A 15,685-nucleotide genomic window follows, 5' to 3' on the forward strand; every position below is an offset into this window, starting at 1 on the left:
TAAAATTATTTTTTACCTTTGTTTTTAGCATTTCCGCCATGACCTCTAAATGTACGAGTTGGTGAAAACTCGCCAAGTTTATGACCTACCATATTTTCAGTAATATATACTGGAATAAACTGTCTTCCATTATGAACAGCTATCGTTTGCCCTACAAAATCGGGAGAAATCATAGATGCTCTAGACCAAGTTTTAATTACCGATTTCTTTCCACTTGCAATGTTGTTTTGCACTTTTTTATCTAGCTTATAAAATATATAAGGACCTTTTTTTAACGAACGTGCCATATCTTATTTCTTTCTTCTTTGAATTATATATTTATTTGAAGCCTTTTTCTTCTTACGGGTTTTGTAACCTTTAGCTGGAATACCATTTTTATTTCTAGGAATCCCCCCTGTAGCTCTACCTTCACCTCCACCCATGGGATGATCAACTGGATTCATAACCATAGATCTTGTTCTTGGCCTGCGACCTTTCCATCTAGAACGCCCAGCCTTTCCTGAAACTTCTAATTGATGATCTGAATTTGAAACAGCCCCAATCGTAGCCATACACTCTACAAGAATCAAGCGAATCTCTCCTGATGGCATTTTTAACGTGGCAAATCTCCCTTCCTTAGCAATGAGCTGGGCATATGAACCAGCACTTCTAGCTAAAATAGCACCCTGCCCCGGTCTCAATTCTATGCAAGATATAATAGTACCTAATGGCATGTTTTTAATCTTACTAGCATTACCAACATCCACAGACACGTCGTCACCACTAGATATTTTCTGTCCAACACTCAATCCATTTTGAGCTATAACATACCTCCTTTCTCCATCCTCGTATTCAACCAAAGCCAAGAAAGCAGTTCGATTAGGATCATATTCTATTGAAATAACTTCCGCTACCCCCTCTTTGTTTCTTTTAAAATCGACAACTCTATATTTTTGCTTATGACCACCTCCTATAAATCGCATGGTCATACGCCCTGAGTTATTTCTACCTCCAGACTTACTCTTCCCTTTCGTTAACGACTTCTCTGGTGCTTTTTTTGAGAGACCATCAAAATTATTAACAATTCTAAATCGCTGCGCTGGCGTAATAGCTTTTAATTTTCTAACAGACATACCTTAATTATTAAATGTTACTATATAAATCTATCACATCTCCATCAGCAACTTGAACAACAGCCTTTTTCAACTTATTTGTTTTACCAACCTGCAAACCAGTTTTCGTATACTTAGACTTATATTTAGGAGCATAAATCATAGTCTTAACATCCAAGACATTAACACCATACAATTCTTCAACAGCTCGTTTAATCTCCAATTTATTAGCCGTAGGCTTCACATAAAAAGCATACCTATTATTAAATTCTGAATCATTGGTAGCCTTTTCAGTAATCACGGGTTTTAAAATAACACTCATACCTGCCTACTTTTTTAAATTATTCTCTATTTTCTCCACGGAATGTTCAAATAAATAAACTTCAGAAGCATTGATTATGTCATAACTATTTAATTCTGAATAATTTACAACCTTAACATTCTGTAAATTTCGGGAGGACAAATATACAAAATTATTTGATTCTCCCAACACAAAAAGACATTTTTTATTTTCAGCTCCAAAATTTGATAGAAATTCAACAAATTTCTTAGTTTTAATTTCATCAAATTTCAGTTCTTCAACAACTTTTAAAGCATTTGATTTCATCTTGGCGCTTAAAGCTGATTTTTTAGCAACTCTCTTCTGCGCTTTATTTAATTTAAAGCTATAATTTCTAGGTCTTGGCCCAAAAACTCGACCACCTCCTTTAAATAAAGGATTCTTAATATCTCCAGCTCTTGCTGTTCCTGTTCCTTTTTGTCTTTTTATTTTTCGCGTACTACCTGCTATTTCTGCACGTTCTTTCGCTTTATGTGTTCCTTGTCTTTTATTAGCTAGATGCTGTTTAATTTCAAGATAAACAGTATGCATGCTTGGATCTATTCCAAAGACACTATCGTCTAGAGTAATTTTCCTACTCGTCTCTTTACCTTTAATGTCAAAAATTGCTATTTCCATCTTCTTAAAACTACATATGAATTTTTAGGTCCTGGGACAGCACCCTTTACTATAATTAAATTCTTCTCTTTATCTATTTTCATCACCAAAAGGTTTTGAATAGTAGATTTTTTACCTCCTGTTCTACCAGCCATTCTCATTCCTTTGAATACTCTTGAAGGATCTGAACCTGCACCAATTGAACCTGGAGCTCTCAAACGATTATGCTGACCATGTGTAGATTGTCCAACTCCTCCAAAGCCATGTCTTTTCACAACACCTTGAAAGCCTTTTCCTTTAGAGATACCTGTCACATCTACATACTCACCTTCACTAAACAAATCTACTTTAATCTCTTGTCCCAATTCAAGATCACTAACAAAGTCACCATAAAATTCTACCAGTTTATGTTTTGGGGTAGTACCTGCCTTTTTGAAATGCCCTATAGCAGCATTTCCTGCATTTTTCTCTTTCTTGTCATCGAAACCTAATTGAACAGCTTGGTAGCCATCATTTTCAATGGTTCTGACTTGCGTAACTACACATGGCCCAGCTTGTATAATTGTGCAAGGGATATTTTTCCCTTCCTCATTATATAAACTTGTCATGGCAATTTTTTTTCCAATAATTCCTGACATTATATTTTTTTATTAGATAAAATTGTAGAGTAAAACATTCTTTTACTCTACAATGTATTATTTTAATATTTATTATACTTTAATTTCTACTTCTACTCCACTTGGTAATTCTAACTTCATAAGCGCATCTACAGTCTTAGAAGAAGAGCTATAAATGTCTAAAAGTCTTTTATGTGCATTTAATTCAAATTGCTCTCTTGCTTTTTTATTTACATGTGGAGATCTAAGAACTGTAAATATCTTTTTATTCGTAGGTAAAGGAATTGGTCCATTTACCACTGCTCCTGTTGTCTTTACAGTTTTTACAATCTTTTCAGCTGATTTATCAACTAAATTATGATCGTATGACTTTAATTTAATTCTTATCTTTTGACTCATTTTTTTTAATCTTCGTTTGAACCGTTGGCTTTCGCAATCACATCATCAGCTACGTTTTGAGGCGCTGCTTCATATTTTTCAAACTCCATTGTAGAAGTCGCTCTACCTGAAGATAATGTTCTTAATGAAGTAACATAACCAAACATTTCTGATAAAGGAACAGTTGCTTTAATTACTTTTGCATTATTTCTATCACTCATTCCAGATGGAACGCCTCTTCTTCTATTCAAATCACCAACAATATCCCCCATATTCTCCTCAGGAGTTAAAATTTCTAATTTCATAATAGGTTCCATAATTGCAGGTTTCGCTTTCTTAGCTGCCGCTTTAAACCCTAACTTTGCGGCTAGTTCAAATGAAAGCTGATCAGAATCTACTGGATGGAACGACCCATCTTTTAATGTAACTTTCATAGAATCTACTTCGTAACCAGCTAAAGGTCCATTCTTCATGGCTTCTTTAAAACCTTTTTCAACTGAAGGAATATATTCCTTTGGAATATTACCTCCTTTAATTTCATTGATAAACTGAAGCCCTTCTTTTCCTTCATCAGCAGGACCTATTTCAAAAACAATATCAGCAAATTTACCACGTCCACCTGTTTGTTTTTTATAAATCTCTCTGTGGTCCACTGTACCTAAAATCGCTTCTTTATACTCAACTTGTGGTTGACCTTGATTTACTTCAACTTTAAACTCTCTCTTCAATCGATCAACAATGATATCTAAGTGAAGTTCACCCATACCAGAAATCACTGTCTGACTTGATTTCTCATCTGTTCTCACTTGGAAAGTTGGATCTTCTTCAGCTAATTTAGCTAATGCCATACCTAGCTTGTCAATATCAGCTTTTGATTTAGGTTCCACAGCGATACCAATTACAGGATCTGGGAACTCCATACTTTCTAAAATGATTGGAGCATCTTCAGAAGACAATGTATCTCCAGTCTTAATATCTTTAAATCCAACAGCTGCACCAATATCACCTGCTTCAATGTAATCTAAAGGTTCTTGCTTATTAGAGTGCATTTGATAAATTCTAGAAATTCTTTCTTTATTACCAGACCTGTTATTTAGCACATAAGATCCTGCATCTAAATGCCCTGAATAAGCTCTAAAGAACGCTAATCTTCCCACAAATGGATCTGTAGCAATTTTAAAAGCTAAAGCTGAAAAAGGTTCCTCTGCAGAAGGCTTTCTTTTTACTATATCCCCTGTATCAGGATTAGTTCCCTCAACGGCTTCAATATCAAGTGGCGATGGTAAATATCTACAAACACAATCCAACATAAATTGAACTCCTTTATTTTTGAAAGAAGAACCGCAAACCATTGGAATGATAGCCATATCTAACGTAGCTTCACGTAAAGCTTTATGAATTTCATCTTCTGTGATAGAGGATTCATCTTCAAAGAATTTCTCTAAAAGACTTTCATCATACTCTGCTACTGCTTCAATCAGCCTACCTCTTAACTCACGGGCCTTTTCTTTTAAATCATCAGGAATATCAATTTCATCAAAAGTAGCCCCTTGAGTTTCATCATGCCAAACAATAGCTCGATTTTTAACTAAATCAACCACGCCTTTAAAATCCTCTTCATCTCCAATATTCAAAACAATTGGAACCGCATTTGAACCTAACATTTCACGAACTTGGGTGCAAACATTTAAAAAATCTGCTCCTTGGCGATCCATCTTATTCACAAATCCCAATCTCGGAACGCTATAATTGTCTGCTAACCTCCAGTTTGTTTCTGACTGAGGCTCCACGCCATCTACCGCACTAAACAAGAACACCAATCCATCTAATACTCTCAAAGAACGATTCACCTCTACAGTGAAATCAACGTGCCCTGGGGTATCAATTATATTGAAATGATAATCTCTTGCTTCTGCTGTCGGCTTTCCGTTTTCCTTAGGGAAAACCCATGTACAAGTAGTAGCCGCAGAAGTAATAGTAATACCCCTTTCTGCTTCTTGCTCCATCCAATCCATAGTAGAAGCCCCATCATGAACTTCTCCAATTTTATGAGTTCTACCTGTATAAAACAAAATTCTTTCGGTAGTAGTTGTTTTACCCGCATCTATATGCGCAGCTATTCCTATATTTCTTGTGAACTTTAAATCTCTAGCCATAATATTCTTAGAATCTAAAATGTGAAAATGCTTTATTCGCCTCAGCCATTCGGTGAGTTTCAGTCTTTTTCTTAACAGCTGCCCCTTCTTCTTTAGCTGCTGCTAAAATTTCTGCAGCTAACTTCTGAGCCATTGATTTCTCGTTTCTAGAACGAGAATACTTAATCAACCACTTCATTGCCATAGAAATTTTTCTATCAGGGCGAATCTGCATTGGAATTTGAAATGTAGCTCCACCGACTCTACGCGATCTCACCTCCACATGTGGCATAACATTCGTTAGCGCATCTTTCCAAACCTCTAAAGCTGATTTTTCATCATCTTCTTTCCTTTGCTCAACAATATCTATTGCATCATAAAAAACCTTAAATGCAGTACTTTTTTTACCATCCAACATTAAATTATTAACAAAACGTGTAACTAACGTATCATTAAATTTAGGATCAGGCAATAAATGACGCTTTTTTGCTTTTGTCTTTCTCATTTCTTCAACAGAATTTTATTATTTTTTAGGTCGTTTAGCTCCATATTTACTTCTTCTCTGCAAACGTCCATTTACTCCAGCGGTATCTAAAGCTCCACGAACAATATGATAACGCACACCAGGCAAATCTTTTACCCTTCCTCCTCTCACCAATACTATCGAGTGCTCTTGAAGATTATGCCCTTCTCCCCCAATATATGCATTCACCTCTTTCCCATTCGTTAAGCGCACACGTGCAACTTTACGCATAGCAGAATTTGGTTTTTTGGGTGTAGTCGTATACACACGCGTGCACACGCCACGTTTTTGAGGACATCCCTCCAAAGCAGCCGATTTACTCTTCTTAGTGAGTTTATTTCTACCTTTTCTAACTAATTGTTGTATTGTTGGCATATAATAATATATTCAATTTTTTTCCAAAAAACACTTTTTATGTTTTTAAGGAGTGCAAAGGTAAGTGTTTTATTATAATTTACAAATAGTTAGCCAATAAATTCTATATCTTTTTTTTAAAGCCTTTTAATTTCTTCTTCTATACATTATTATTTAAGCCTTAAAAAATTAAAATAAATCTGACATTGTGTCAGTAATTCATTATATTTGCAACTTAAAGTTTTTGAATGTTAACGGAGAATAAAATTATTTTAGAAGAAAAACAAGGGGAGGTTTTGCAACGCAATAATGATGGAGACAAAAAGCTTTTCTTAGAAAGTTACGGTTGCCAAATGAATTTTTCTGACTCAGAAATTGTGGCTTCAATTTTAGAGAAAGAAGGATACTATACCACAACTTCTTTTGAGGAAGCTGATTTAATACTTTTAAATACTTGCTCTATTCGTGAAAAAGCTGAACAAACTGTGCGAAATCGATTGAGCCAATTCAATCAGGTAAAGGCTAAAAATCCTGCTCTGATGATTGGTGTTTTAGGTTGCATGGCCGAACGGCTAAAAGATAAGTTTTTGGAAGAAGAACACCTAATTGATTTAGTCGTAGGGCCTGACGCTTATAGAGATTTACCCCATTTATTGGAAAAAATAGAAGGCGGTAAATCGGCTGTAAACGTTATTCTAAGTAAAGATGAGACTTATGCAGATTTGAATCCAGTGAGATTAGGTGGGAATGGGGTTACTGCCTTTGTCTCTATCACTAGAGGTTGTGATAATATGTGTACGTTTTGTGTAGTTCCTTTCACTCGAGGGAGAGAAAGAAGTAGAGATCCTCATTCCATTATCAATGAATGTAAAGATTTACAACAAAAAGGTTATAAAGAAATCACACTGCTGGGGCAAAATGTAGATAGTTACTTATGGTATGGCGGAGGCTTGAAAAAAGATTTTAAAAGTGCCTCAGCAATGCAACAGGCTTCAGCTATTCATTTTTCACAACTGCTTGAAATGGTTGCACTTGCCGTCCCAGATATTAGAATTCGCTTTTCTACCAGCAATCCGCAAGACATGACGACTGATGTATTACACACCATGGCTAAATATGATAACATCTGCAAGTATATTCATTTGCCTGTGCAGAGCGGTAGCACTAGTGTTTTGGCAAGAATGAATCGTAAGCATACTCGAGAAGAATACATTGAATTAATCGACAATGTACGGAAAATTGTACCTGAATGTGCTATTTCACATGATATGATTACGGGCTTCTGCGACGAAACAGAGGAAGAGCATCAAGAAACTCTCTCTCTGATGGAATACGTAAAATATGACTTTGGGTATATGTTTGCTTATTCTGACCGCCCAGGAACTCCTGCACATAAAAAATTAGAAGACAATGTGCCTGAAGAAATCAAAAAAAGACGTCTGCAAGAAATCATTCAGCTACAGCAAAAACATTCTAAAGAACGAATGCAAGCTCAGCTAAATAAAATACATGAAGTTTTAATTGAAGGTGACTCCAAAAAAAGCAATTCTGATTGGTATGGAAGAAATAGCCAAAATGCTGTAGTTGTTTTCCCTAAAACAGGTGAAGAAAAAATAGGTGACCTTGTTTTGGTTTATGCTTCAGATTGCACATCTGCTACATTACTAGGAAATAAAATTTAAAATTTATGAAAATTTACAGCTTTTCCCTGTCTCTCTTTATTTTATTGAGCTCTTGTACCGAAGGGGAGTTAATCGGCTCAAAGTACAATGAAGTCAAAAAAATAGACTCCGTTAAATTTATTCCTTTCGTTCCTACGGATGGCATTCAATCGCCACAAAATTCCATTTCTTCTGATTCTACTCACAAGAAAAAAACAGATTCCTCCGTTAACACATCAACAGGCGTCAGACTATTAAATAAATTCATTTACACAAAATAATTTAAATGACAGATCAGTTTCAGTCCGTTAAGCAAAAATTCGGAATCATCGGGAACAACACGCAGCTCAACCGAGCGATTGAACGAGCAATCAATGTTGCACCAACAGAAATCTCTGTTTTAATCACTGGTGAAAGCGGTGTTGGGAAAGAATTTTTCCCGAAAATCATTCATTCTTTAAGCCTTCGAAAACACAATAATTATATCGCCGTGAATTGTGGTGCCATACCAGAGGGAACGATTGATTCTGAATTATTCGGGCACGAGAAAGGTGCTTTTACTGGTGCTACACAAACTCGAAAGGGTTATTTTGAAGTAGCTGACCAAGGGACGATTTTTTTAGACGAAGTAGGTGAATTACCATTACACACGCAGGTTCGTTTACTTCGGGTCTTAGAAACTGGAGAATTCATGAAAGTTGGGTCTTCTGAAACACAAAAAACAGATGTAAGAATCGTTGCAGCAACTAACGTAAATGTTTTGGAAGCTGTGAAAAAAGGAAAATTTCGGGAAGATTTATACTACCGTCTCAATACCGTAGAAATTCAAATTCCTGCATTGCGGGAGAGAAAAGATGACATCCCAATATTATTTAGAAAATTTGCTTCTGATTTTGCTTATAAATATCAAAGACCCGTGATTCATCTTAATAATGAAGCCTTAAATATCATCTCAAACTATGCTTGGCCAGGAAACGTAAGGCAGTTAAGAAATTTTGCAGAAGAAGTTTCTGTGGTAGAAACAAAAACAGAATTAGATGCTGACGAAATTTCTAAATTTCTACCAACACACTCTCTGATTCCTATTCACAGTAACGCCACAACGCCAAAACAGGAGTTTGATTTTGCCAACGAACGAGATTTGATGTACCAAGTTCTTTTTGACATGAAAAAAGATTTGAATGATTTAAGAAAATTAACTTTAGAAATCATTCAAAACAATAAGGGAGACATTCTCAAAAACAACCCAGAATTGGTGCAGCGTATTTTTAGTAACGTGACACCTCCACCTAACCCTGATTCTCTCATTCATTACGAACCAAATCCCACAGAATCTTACTCACAATATAATGATATAGAAGATTTCGAATATGAAGACATTCAAGAAAATCGAAATTTATCTTTAGAAGATAACGAGATTAATTTAATCGAAAAAGCCTTGCAAAAACATGATGGCCGAAGAAAAGATACGGCCGAAGAATTAGGGATTTCTGAGAGAACTTTATACCGAAAAATAAAGCAGTATGATTTGTAAATATTTTTTTAAGGCTTTAAAAATTTTTCCATTTTTGTTGTTTTGGAGTTGCTACACCTTCACTGGCTCTTCACTTGATGAGCGATACCAAACTGTAAACATTATGATGTTTCCCAATTATGCTCCTTTGCAAAACCCTAAATTGAGCCAACAATTTACAGAAGATTTAAAACTGAGATTTGACCAGCGTACAAGAATGAGCTTGACTAACACTGATGAAGCAAACATTATCATTTCTGGTGAAATCACCAATTATAACGTCACGCCAGTCAACATCGTCTCAGGCGATCGGGCAGCCAAAAACCGACTAACCATTACCATAAAAGTAGATTACATTAATAATGTAGAAGAAGATAAAGGCTTTACCAAATCTTACTCTCAATACGAAGATTTTGAAGCCAATCAAAGCCTTGACATGGTGGAAGATGAAATGGTACAAGAAATTAATCAAAAATTGATTGATTTGATTTATAACGATATAGTAGCAGATTGGTAATGAAAATTTTAAGGCTTTTAAAAAATCCATTGGATTTAAAAGAAACTGACTTTGCTGTGATAGAAGAGCACATAGCGCTTCACCCCTACTTCCAAGCGCTTTATCTCTTGAAGTGTAGATTATTGAAAGAAAATAAAAATACTCACTTCCAAAAAACACTGCACAAAGCTGCTACCTATACAACTCAACGAGGAATTTTATATAATTACCTTCATCATCAAGTCCCAAAGAAAAAACTCTCTATTGAAAATCCTACGGAAATTCCTGCAGAAGAAATAGCAGAGCAAAAATCCAAAGAAAAGCATGAAAATTTAACAGCTGATAAAAAATTCACCGCCTCTCATTCCTTTAGCGATTGGCTAAAAGTGGCAGAGAATGCTCGTAAGGGAGAATCAGAAATAATAACATTCGGTGAGCCAAAAACATATTTTGCTGAAGATTCTATAGAAAATCAACCATACAATCACAAGTCTAAAATCATTGAAGCTTTTTTACAAAAAAATCCAAAAATCAGTCCTGCTAAAGAATATAAGCCCAACCCTCTGCAAATAGAGAAAGAACCTGATTATAAGGACTTAATGACGGAAACTTTAGCCAAAATCTACGTTGAACAAAGTAAATTTAATAAAGCTATACAAGCATATAAAATTTTAGGTTTGAAATATCCAGAAAAAAGTGGTTACTTTGCAGACCAAATTAAAAAAATTAAAGCCTTTAAAAATAATTAAATGGGAACATTCATATTTTTAATGATTGCAATCATTGCAGTTTGTGTACTTTTAGTCCTTGTTATTTTATCACAAAATCCCAAGGGAGGTGGTTTATCTTCAACTTTTGGTGGCGGTGGTAGCCAAATGTTTGGTGTACAAAGAACTAATGACTTTCTAGATAAAGCCACTTGGACTCTATCTTCCATTATTTGTGCTCTAGTAATCTTAGCAACAGTCATGGTGCCAAGAGAGGAGGCAAACGCCACACCAATACCAGCTACGCCCCCAACCCCAGAGCAGACTGAGACAACACAAGCTCCTACTACAGATGCAACACCACAAGATGCCCCTGCAGCTGATTTTCAACCGAGTTTACCAGAATCTAATTAAATCTATATTTCTTTTTCAAAAGATTTTATAATTTTAGGGTCAGCCAAATGAGCTGACCTTTTTTTATTGAATAACTTATGCGTAAATCTCTCATTCTTTTCATTTTTTTATTTTTTTCAGCAATTCATGCACAAGAATATTGGCAAGCAATCGCAGCTCATTCTAATAAAAATCAACCCCTTTTACAATTAAATTTATCAGCATTTCATCAAGCCCTAGAAAAAGGAGAAGTTTACATCCCAGTAGAAAACGAATTCAGCCATTACAAAATCACAGAAACATCTAATTTTGAAGATAAATTAGCTGAAAAATACCCCAAGATCAAAGCTTATGAAGGCTATGACATTCAGCATCCCGAACATAAAATTTTCATCAGTTCTTCGCCACAAAAAATTTCAGCCAGTTTGGTGAAAAATGGGAAAATTTTAAGCCTTAAAAAAAATAAAAATGGTCTTTATTCTGAAGAAATTTTAAGCCTTGAAAAAAAATTCACTTGCCTGACAGCGAATGCTCATTTTCCGCATCAACTTCAGGCTTCTGCCGCGGCCAATGACCAGAAATTGAGAACGTATCGTATCGCTATTTCTGCCAACGGCGAATACACACAATATTTTGGCGGCACTAAAGAAAAGGCTTTAGAAGCTATAAATCAAACACTTACCAATATCAATGCTCTCTACCAGACTGAGCTCTCCGTTCGTTTCATTTTGGTGAACAATAATGACAAAATCATTTTTACCAAACCTGAATCTGACCCCTACAGCGATGCGTCTACTGGGTCTAAGGGAAAATGGCTCGATGAAGTTCAGCAAATCATTTCACTATATATTGGCGAAGAAAACTATGATTTAGGGCATCTATTTGCTGGTGAAGGAGATGTGGGGCAAGCAGGTTGCATCGGTTGCATTGGCGTAGATGGTGAAAAAGCTAAAGCCTTTACTGCTGCATCTAATAAAAAACCTGAAGGGGCTCGTTTTGATATTGATTTTGTTTCTCATGAAATCGGACATCAACTGGGGGCTACTCACACTTTTTCTCATTATGAAGGATTCGATACCAATTTTGAGCCTGGCAGCGGAACCACTATTATGGGCTATGCTGGTTTAGAGGGCTTCCCAATGGATGCTCAATCTCACAGCGACCCTTATTTCCATTTCATCAGCATACAGCAAATGAGCGAAAATCTAAAACAAAAAAATGTAGGCTCCCTCTTGCCAATTCAAAATCCTCCGCCAAGGGTTGATGCTGGAAAAGACTATACAATCCCAGCTGGAACGCCTTTCAAATTAACAGGTGAGGCACAGGGTTCTGATTCTAAAAATTTAACTTTCGCTTGGGAACAAGCCGATGGGACTACACTACGAAAATTTCATTTTGCTCAGGCTTATGAAAAAACAGGACCACTCTTTAGAAGTTACCCCCCGAATACAAATAATTTCAGGTATTTTCCTTCTCTTCCACTGATTTTAGAGCAGCGTTTTGATGATAATTTTGAGAGTTTACCGCAAGTTACTCGAGAATTAAATTTTAATTTAATTGTAAGAGATAATGAACATTTTGGTCAAAATAATTCTGATGCGATTAAAATTTTTGTTCAAAAAGAAGATAAAGCGTTCAGCATCGTTAGTTCAAATAATTTTCAACTACAGCCTGGCTCCAATTTTCAGCTTCGGTGGTATATAGCCAACACCAATCAGGCTCCCTACAACACTAAATTTGTAAATATTTTGTGGAGTATTGATGGTGGAAAGAGTTTTGAAATTTTGGCCCATAACCAACCCAACAATGGCCGTTTTGATTTTCGTCTCCCCGAAGGTGTTTTGAGTGAAAAAGTTTACTTTATGGTAGAAGCCATAGGCAACATCTTTTTTGCAGTAAGCCCGGCCTATAGTTTAGGCTACACGAGTGAAAAAGTTTGTAAAAAATATACATTTAACACTTTCCCCATGCCGATTCCTGATGGTGAAAGTGCTGCGAAATTTGGTCCGCCAGCTACGGCAAGTTTAAACATTAGTGATAAATTTAAAATCAAAGAAGCTCAAGTAGGTGTAGACGTTTCACATCCTTACATTGGAGATTTGAAAATTGTCTTGACAGCACCCAACGCTCAGCAAATTGTTTTATACAATCAGCAATGCACCAATCAACAAGTTTTATCGCTTGAATTCTCTGATTTTGCAGAAAATGCTGATTGTCAAAATTTAAATGCTTCCATTAGACCTGCACAACGTCTTGATTTTTTAAGAAATTTAAAGGCTGAAGGAAATTGGAAAATAGAATTTTTTGATGCTAGCAAAAAAGACACGGGGTTGGTGAAAAATGCTTATTTAAATTTGTGTGATTTTAGTTATCAAAAAATGAATTTGGACGCTATAGAAGATAAAGTTGTTCAGATTCATCCCAATCCAGCTAAAGATTTCATTATTTTTCAAGGCTTAGAAAATTCAAAGTACCATTATTTTATCTACAATCGTGTTGGGCAAGTTGTGAAGTCTGGCTCAAATCAAAACAAACAACTAGACATTCATTTTCTATCACCCGATTTATATTACATCGTGGTGCAACAAAAAAACCAAACATATTACTTCAAACTCATGAAAAAGTAGCAGTTCTTTATTTAAATTTTGACAAATGAAATGACAACTTGTCAGAATTTTTATAAAGGCTTAAAAAATTCCATTAAAATCCATAAAAACAAATTCACAGTCAAACTATTGATTACAAGTGAATTAAGATTTATTCAAGGCTTAAATTTAATTTTGATGGCATACTTTATGAAGAATGAGTTGTACAAAACTTAATAAAATTATGAGCGAATTAAACATTAAACCGTTAGCAGACCGTGTAGTGGTAAAACCATTACCTGCAGAAACAAAAACCGCATCGGGTATCATCATTCCAGATTCAGCTAAAGAAAAACCACAAGAAGGTGAAGTGGTAGCTGTAGGATCAGGTAAAAAAGAAGAGCCTATGACTTTGAAAGTTGGTGATAAAGTTTTGTATGGTAAATATGCTGGTACGGAGCTTAAACTAAATGGTGAAGATTATTTAATCATGAGAGAGTCTGATGTTTTGGCAGTAGTGTAAACTCACTCTAATCCATCAAAAACCAAATACAAAAATAAATCAAAAATCAGAGCAAATAATAATGCTCAAAAATTTAAATTAAATATTATGGCAAAAGATATTAAATTCAATATTGAATCAAGAGATAAATTAAAAAAAGGGGTTGATACTTTAGCTGATGCAGTGAAGGTAACTTTGGGCCCAAAAGGTAGAAACGTTGTATTAGCAAAATCATTTGGGGCTCCACATGTAACTAAAGATGGCGTTTCTGTAGCAAAAGAAATCGAATTAGAAGACCCTATTGAAAACATGGGCGCGCAGATGGTAAAAGAAGTTGCTTCCAAAACCAATGACTTAGCTGGTGACGGAACTACGACTGCTACAGTTTTGGCTCAAGCCATCGTGCGTGAAGGATTGAAAAACGTAGCTGCTGGCGCTAACCCAATGGATTTGAAACGTGGCATAGATAAAGCGGTGGAAATCATCGTAGAAGATTTGAAAAAACAATCTACCGAAGTAGGTGATAGTTCAGATAAAATTAAGCAAGTAGCTTCTATTTCATCTAATAATGATGAGAAAATTGGTGAATTGATTTCTGAAGCTTTCAGTAAAGTAGGTAAAGAAGGAGTCATCACAGTAGAAGAAGCTAAAGGTACTGATACTTATGTAGATGTGGTAGAAGGTATGCAGTTTGATAGAGGTTATCAATCACCTTATTTTGTGACTAATTCAGAGAAAATGACAGCAGAATTAGAAAATCCTTATATTCTCTTGGTAGAGAAAAAGGTTTCTAGTATGAAGGATTTATTACCTGTCTTAGAGCCAGTTGCTCAGCAAGGCAAGCCACTTTTGATTATTTCTGAAGAAGTTGAGGGTGAAGCTTTAGCTACATTGGTTGTCAACAAGTTGAGAGGTTCATTAAAAATTGCTGCGGTGAAAGCTCCAGGTTTTGGCGACAGAAGAAAAGCAATGCTAGAAGATATTGCTATTTTGACAGGCGGTACAGTAATTTCAGAGGAAAGAGGTTATACTCTAGAAGCTGCAACTTTAGATATGCTAGGAACTGCTGAAAAAGTTTCTATCGATAAAGATAATACAACCATCGTAAACGGTTCTGGCGATGAGGAACAAATCAAGGCAAGAGTTAACCAAATTAAATCTCAAATTGAAACAACAACTTCTGATTACGACAGAGAAAAACTCCAAGAAAGATTAGCTAAATTGGCTGGCGGTGTTGCCGTACTTTACGTAGGTGCAGCTTCTGAAGTTGAAATGAAAGAAAAGAAAGATCGTGTAGATGATGCTTTACATGCTACAAGAGCTGCTGTAGAAGAAGGAATCGTAGCTGGTGGTGGTGTTGCTTTGGTTCGCGCAGTCAATGCTTTAGAAGCTTTGAATGCTGATAATCAAGACGAGAAAACTGGTATCAAAATCGTAAAAAGAGCGATTGAAGAGCCGTTGAGACAAATTGTTGCCAATGCGGGAGGTGAAGGTTCTGTGGTTGTAGCTAAAATCAAAGAAAATAAAGATGATTATGGCTACAATGCTAAAACCGATGAGTATGTAAATATGCTAGAGGCTGGAATCATAGACCCTACAAAAGTAACTAGAGTTGCTTTAGAAAACGCAGCGTCAGTAGCTGGAATGTTGGTAACGACAGAAGCCGTAGTTTATGACATCCCAAATGAAAACGAAGGTGGAATGCCAGCAGGTATGCCAGGCATGGGTGGCGGAATGCCAGGAATGATGTAATTAATGATATAATTTAAATTACGATGTAAATTAAAAGAAAA

General features: G+C 35.7%; 18 protein-coding genes. 9 read left to right on the top strand and 9 right to left on the bottom strand.

Annotation, left to right across the window (positions count from 1 at the left end; genetic code table 11):
• Positions 1-5: 5 nt before the first annotated feature.
• The 9 genes from rpsS to rpsL all read right to left on the bottom strand — a co-directional run bounded on the left by rpsS (position 6) and on the right by rpsL (position 6,056).
• Positions 6-287, bottom strand: coding sequence for a 30S ribosomal protein S19 (gene rpsS, locus QOX03_RS07355; RefSeq protein ID WP_119057774.1), 282 nt, complete (start codon positions 285-287; stop codon positions 6-8).
• Positions 288-290: 3 nt separating this feature from the next.
• Positions 291-1,112, bottom strand: coding sequence for a 50S ribosomal protein L2 (gene rplB, locus QOX03_RS07360; RefSeq protein WP_283670615.1), 822 nt, complete (start codon positions 1,110-1,112; stop codon positions 291-293).
• A 10-nt stretch (positions 1,113-1,122) separates the two neighbouring features.
• The gene (gene rplW / locus QOX03_RS07365) at positions 1,123-1,413 is read right to left on the bottom strand and encodes a 50S ribosomal protein L23 (protein WP_283670616.1); all 291 of its coding nucleotides are present in this window, start codon (positions 1,411-1,413) and stop codon (positions 1,123-1,125) included.
• A 6-nt stretch (positions 1,414-1,419) separates the two neighbouring features.
• Complete coding sequence (gene rplD / locus QOX03_RS07370; RefSeq protein WP_283670617.1) at positions 1,420-2,049, bottom strand: 50S ribosomal protein L4; 630 nt, start codon at positions 2,047-2,049, stop codon at positions 1,420-1,422.
• Positions 2,040-2,666, bottom strand: coding sequence for a 50S ribosomal protein L3 (rplC, locus tag QOX03_RS07375; RefSeq protein WP_119057770.1), 627 nt, complete (start codon positions 2,664-2,666; stop codon positions 2,040-2,042). The genes rplD and rplC overlap by 10 nt, the downstream gene beginning before the upstream one ends.
• A gap of 72 nt (positions 2,667-2,738) precedes the next feature.
• Positions 2,739-3,044, bottom strand: coding sequence for a 30S ribosomal protein S10 (gene rpsJ, locus QOX03_RS07380; RefSeq protein ID WP_119057769.1), 306 nt, complete (start codon positions 3,042-3,044; stop codon positions 2,739-2,741).
• A gap of 5 nt (positions 3,045-3,049) precedes the next feature.
• Complete coding sequence (gene fusA / locus QOX03_RS07385; protein ID WP_283670618.1) at positions 3,050-5,179, bottom strand: elongation factor G; 2,130 nt, start codon at positions 5,177-5,179, stop codon at positions 3,050-3,052.
• Positions 5,180-5,186: 7 nt separating this feature from the next.
• Positions 5,187-5,663: a 30S ribosomal protein S7 gene (gene rpsG, locus QOX03_RS07390; protein ID WP_119057767.1), complete on the bottom strand. Its 477-nt coding sequence runs from the start codon at positions 5,661-5,663 to the stop codon at positions 5,187-5,189.
• An 18-nt stretch (positions 5,664-5,681) separates the two neighbouring features.
• On the bottom strand, positions 5,682-6,056 hold the full coding sequence (gene rpsL, locus QOX03_RS07395; RefSeq protein ID WP_119057766.1) for a 30S ribosomal protein S12: 375 nt from the start codon (positions 6,054-6,056) through the stop codon (positions 5,682-5,684).
• A 227-nt stretch (positions 6,057-6,283) separates the two neighbouring features.
• Here rpsL and miaB point away from each other — a divergent pair, with 227 nt between their 5' ends.
• The 9 genes from miaB (at position 6,284) to groL (ending at position 15,644) form a co-directional block, all read left to right on the top strand.
• On the top strand, positions 6,284-7,717 hold the full coding sequence (miaB, locus tag QOX03_RS07400; RefSeq protein WP_283670619.1) for a tRNA (N6-isopentenyl adenosine(37)-C2)-methylthiotransferase MiaB: 1,434 nt from the start codon (positions 6,284-6,286) through the stop codon (positions 7,715-7,717).
• A gap of 5 nt (positions 7,718-7,722) precedes the next feature.
• A complete protein-coding gene (locus QOX03_RS07405; protein ID WP_119059222.1) occupies positions 7,723-7,977 on the top strand; it encodes a hypothetical protein in 255 nt (84 codons plus the stop codon).
• Between the two features lie 5 nt (positions 7,978-7,982).
• Positions 7,983-9,230, top strand: coding sequence for a sigma-54-dependent transcriptional regulator (locus tag QOX03_RS07410; protein WP_283670620.1), 1,248 nt, complete (start codon positions 7,983-7,985; stop codon positions 9,228-9,230).
• On the top strand, positions 9,220-9,726 hold the full coding sequence (locus QOX03_RS07415; RefSeq protein ID WP_283670621.1) for an LptE family protein: 507 nt from the start codon (positions 9,220-9,222) through the stop codon (positions 9,724-9,726). The genes QOX03_RS07410 and QOX03_RS07415 overlap by 11 nt, the downstream gene beginning before the upstream one ends.
• A complete protein-coding gene (locus tag QOX03_RS07420; protein WP_283670622.1) occupies positions 9,726-10,454 on the top strand; it encodes a DUF8458 domain-containing protein in 729 nt (242 codons plus the stop codon). Before QOX03_RS07415 ends, QOX03_RS07420 begins: the two co-directional genes overlap by 1 nt.
• The gene (secG, locus tag QOX03_RS07425) at positions 10,455-10,826 is read left to right on the top strand and encodes a preprotein translocase subunit SecG (protein ID WP_283670623.1); all 372 of its coding nucleotides are present in this window, start codon (positions 10,455-10,457) and stop codon (positions 10,824-10,826) included.
• A gap of 77 nt (positions 10,827-10,903) precedes the next feature.
• Complete coding sequence (locus QOX03_RS07430) at positions 10,904-13,432, top strand: reprolysin-like metallopeptidase (protein WP_283670624.1); 2,529 nt, start codon at positions 10,904-10,906, stop codon at positions 13,430-13,432.
• Between the two features lie 202 nt (positions 13,433-13,634).
• Positions 13,635-13,913, top strand: coding sequence for a co-chaperone GroES (locus tag QOX03_RS07435; RefSeq protein ID WP_119057758.1), 279 nt, complete (start codon positions 13,635-13,637; stop codon positions 13,911-13,913).
• A gap of 87 nt (positions 13,914-14,000) precedes the next feature.
• Complete coding sequence (groL, locus tag QOX03_RS07440) at positions 14,001-15,644, top strand: chaperonin GroEL (protein ID WP_119057757.1); 1,644 nt, start codon at positions 14,001-14,003, stop codon at positions 15,642-15,644.
• Positions 15,645-15,685: the final 41 nt, after the last annotated feature.

It is taken from the genome of Candidatus Ornithobacterium hominis (genome assembly GCF_951229915.1).
GTDB classification, from domain to species: Bacteria; Bacteroidota; Bacteroidia; order Flavobacteriales; family Weeksellaceae; genus Ornithobacterium; species Ornithobacterium hominis.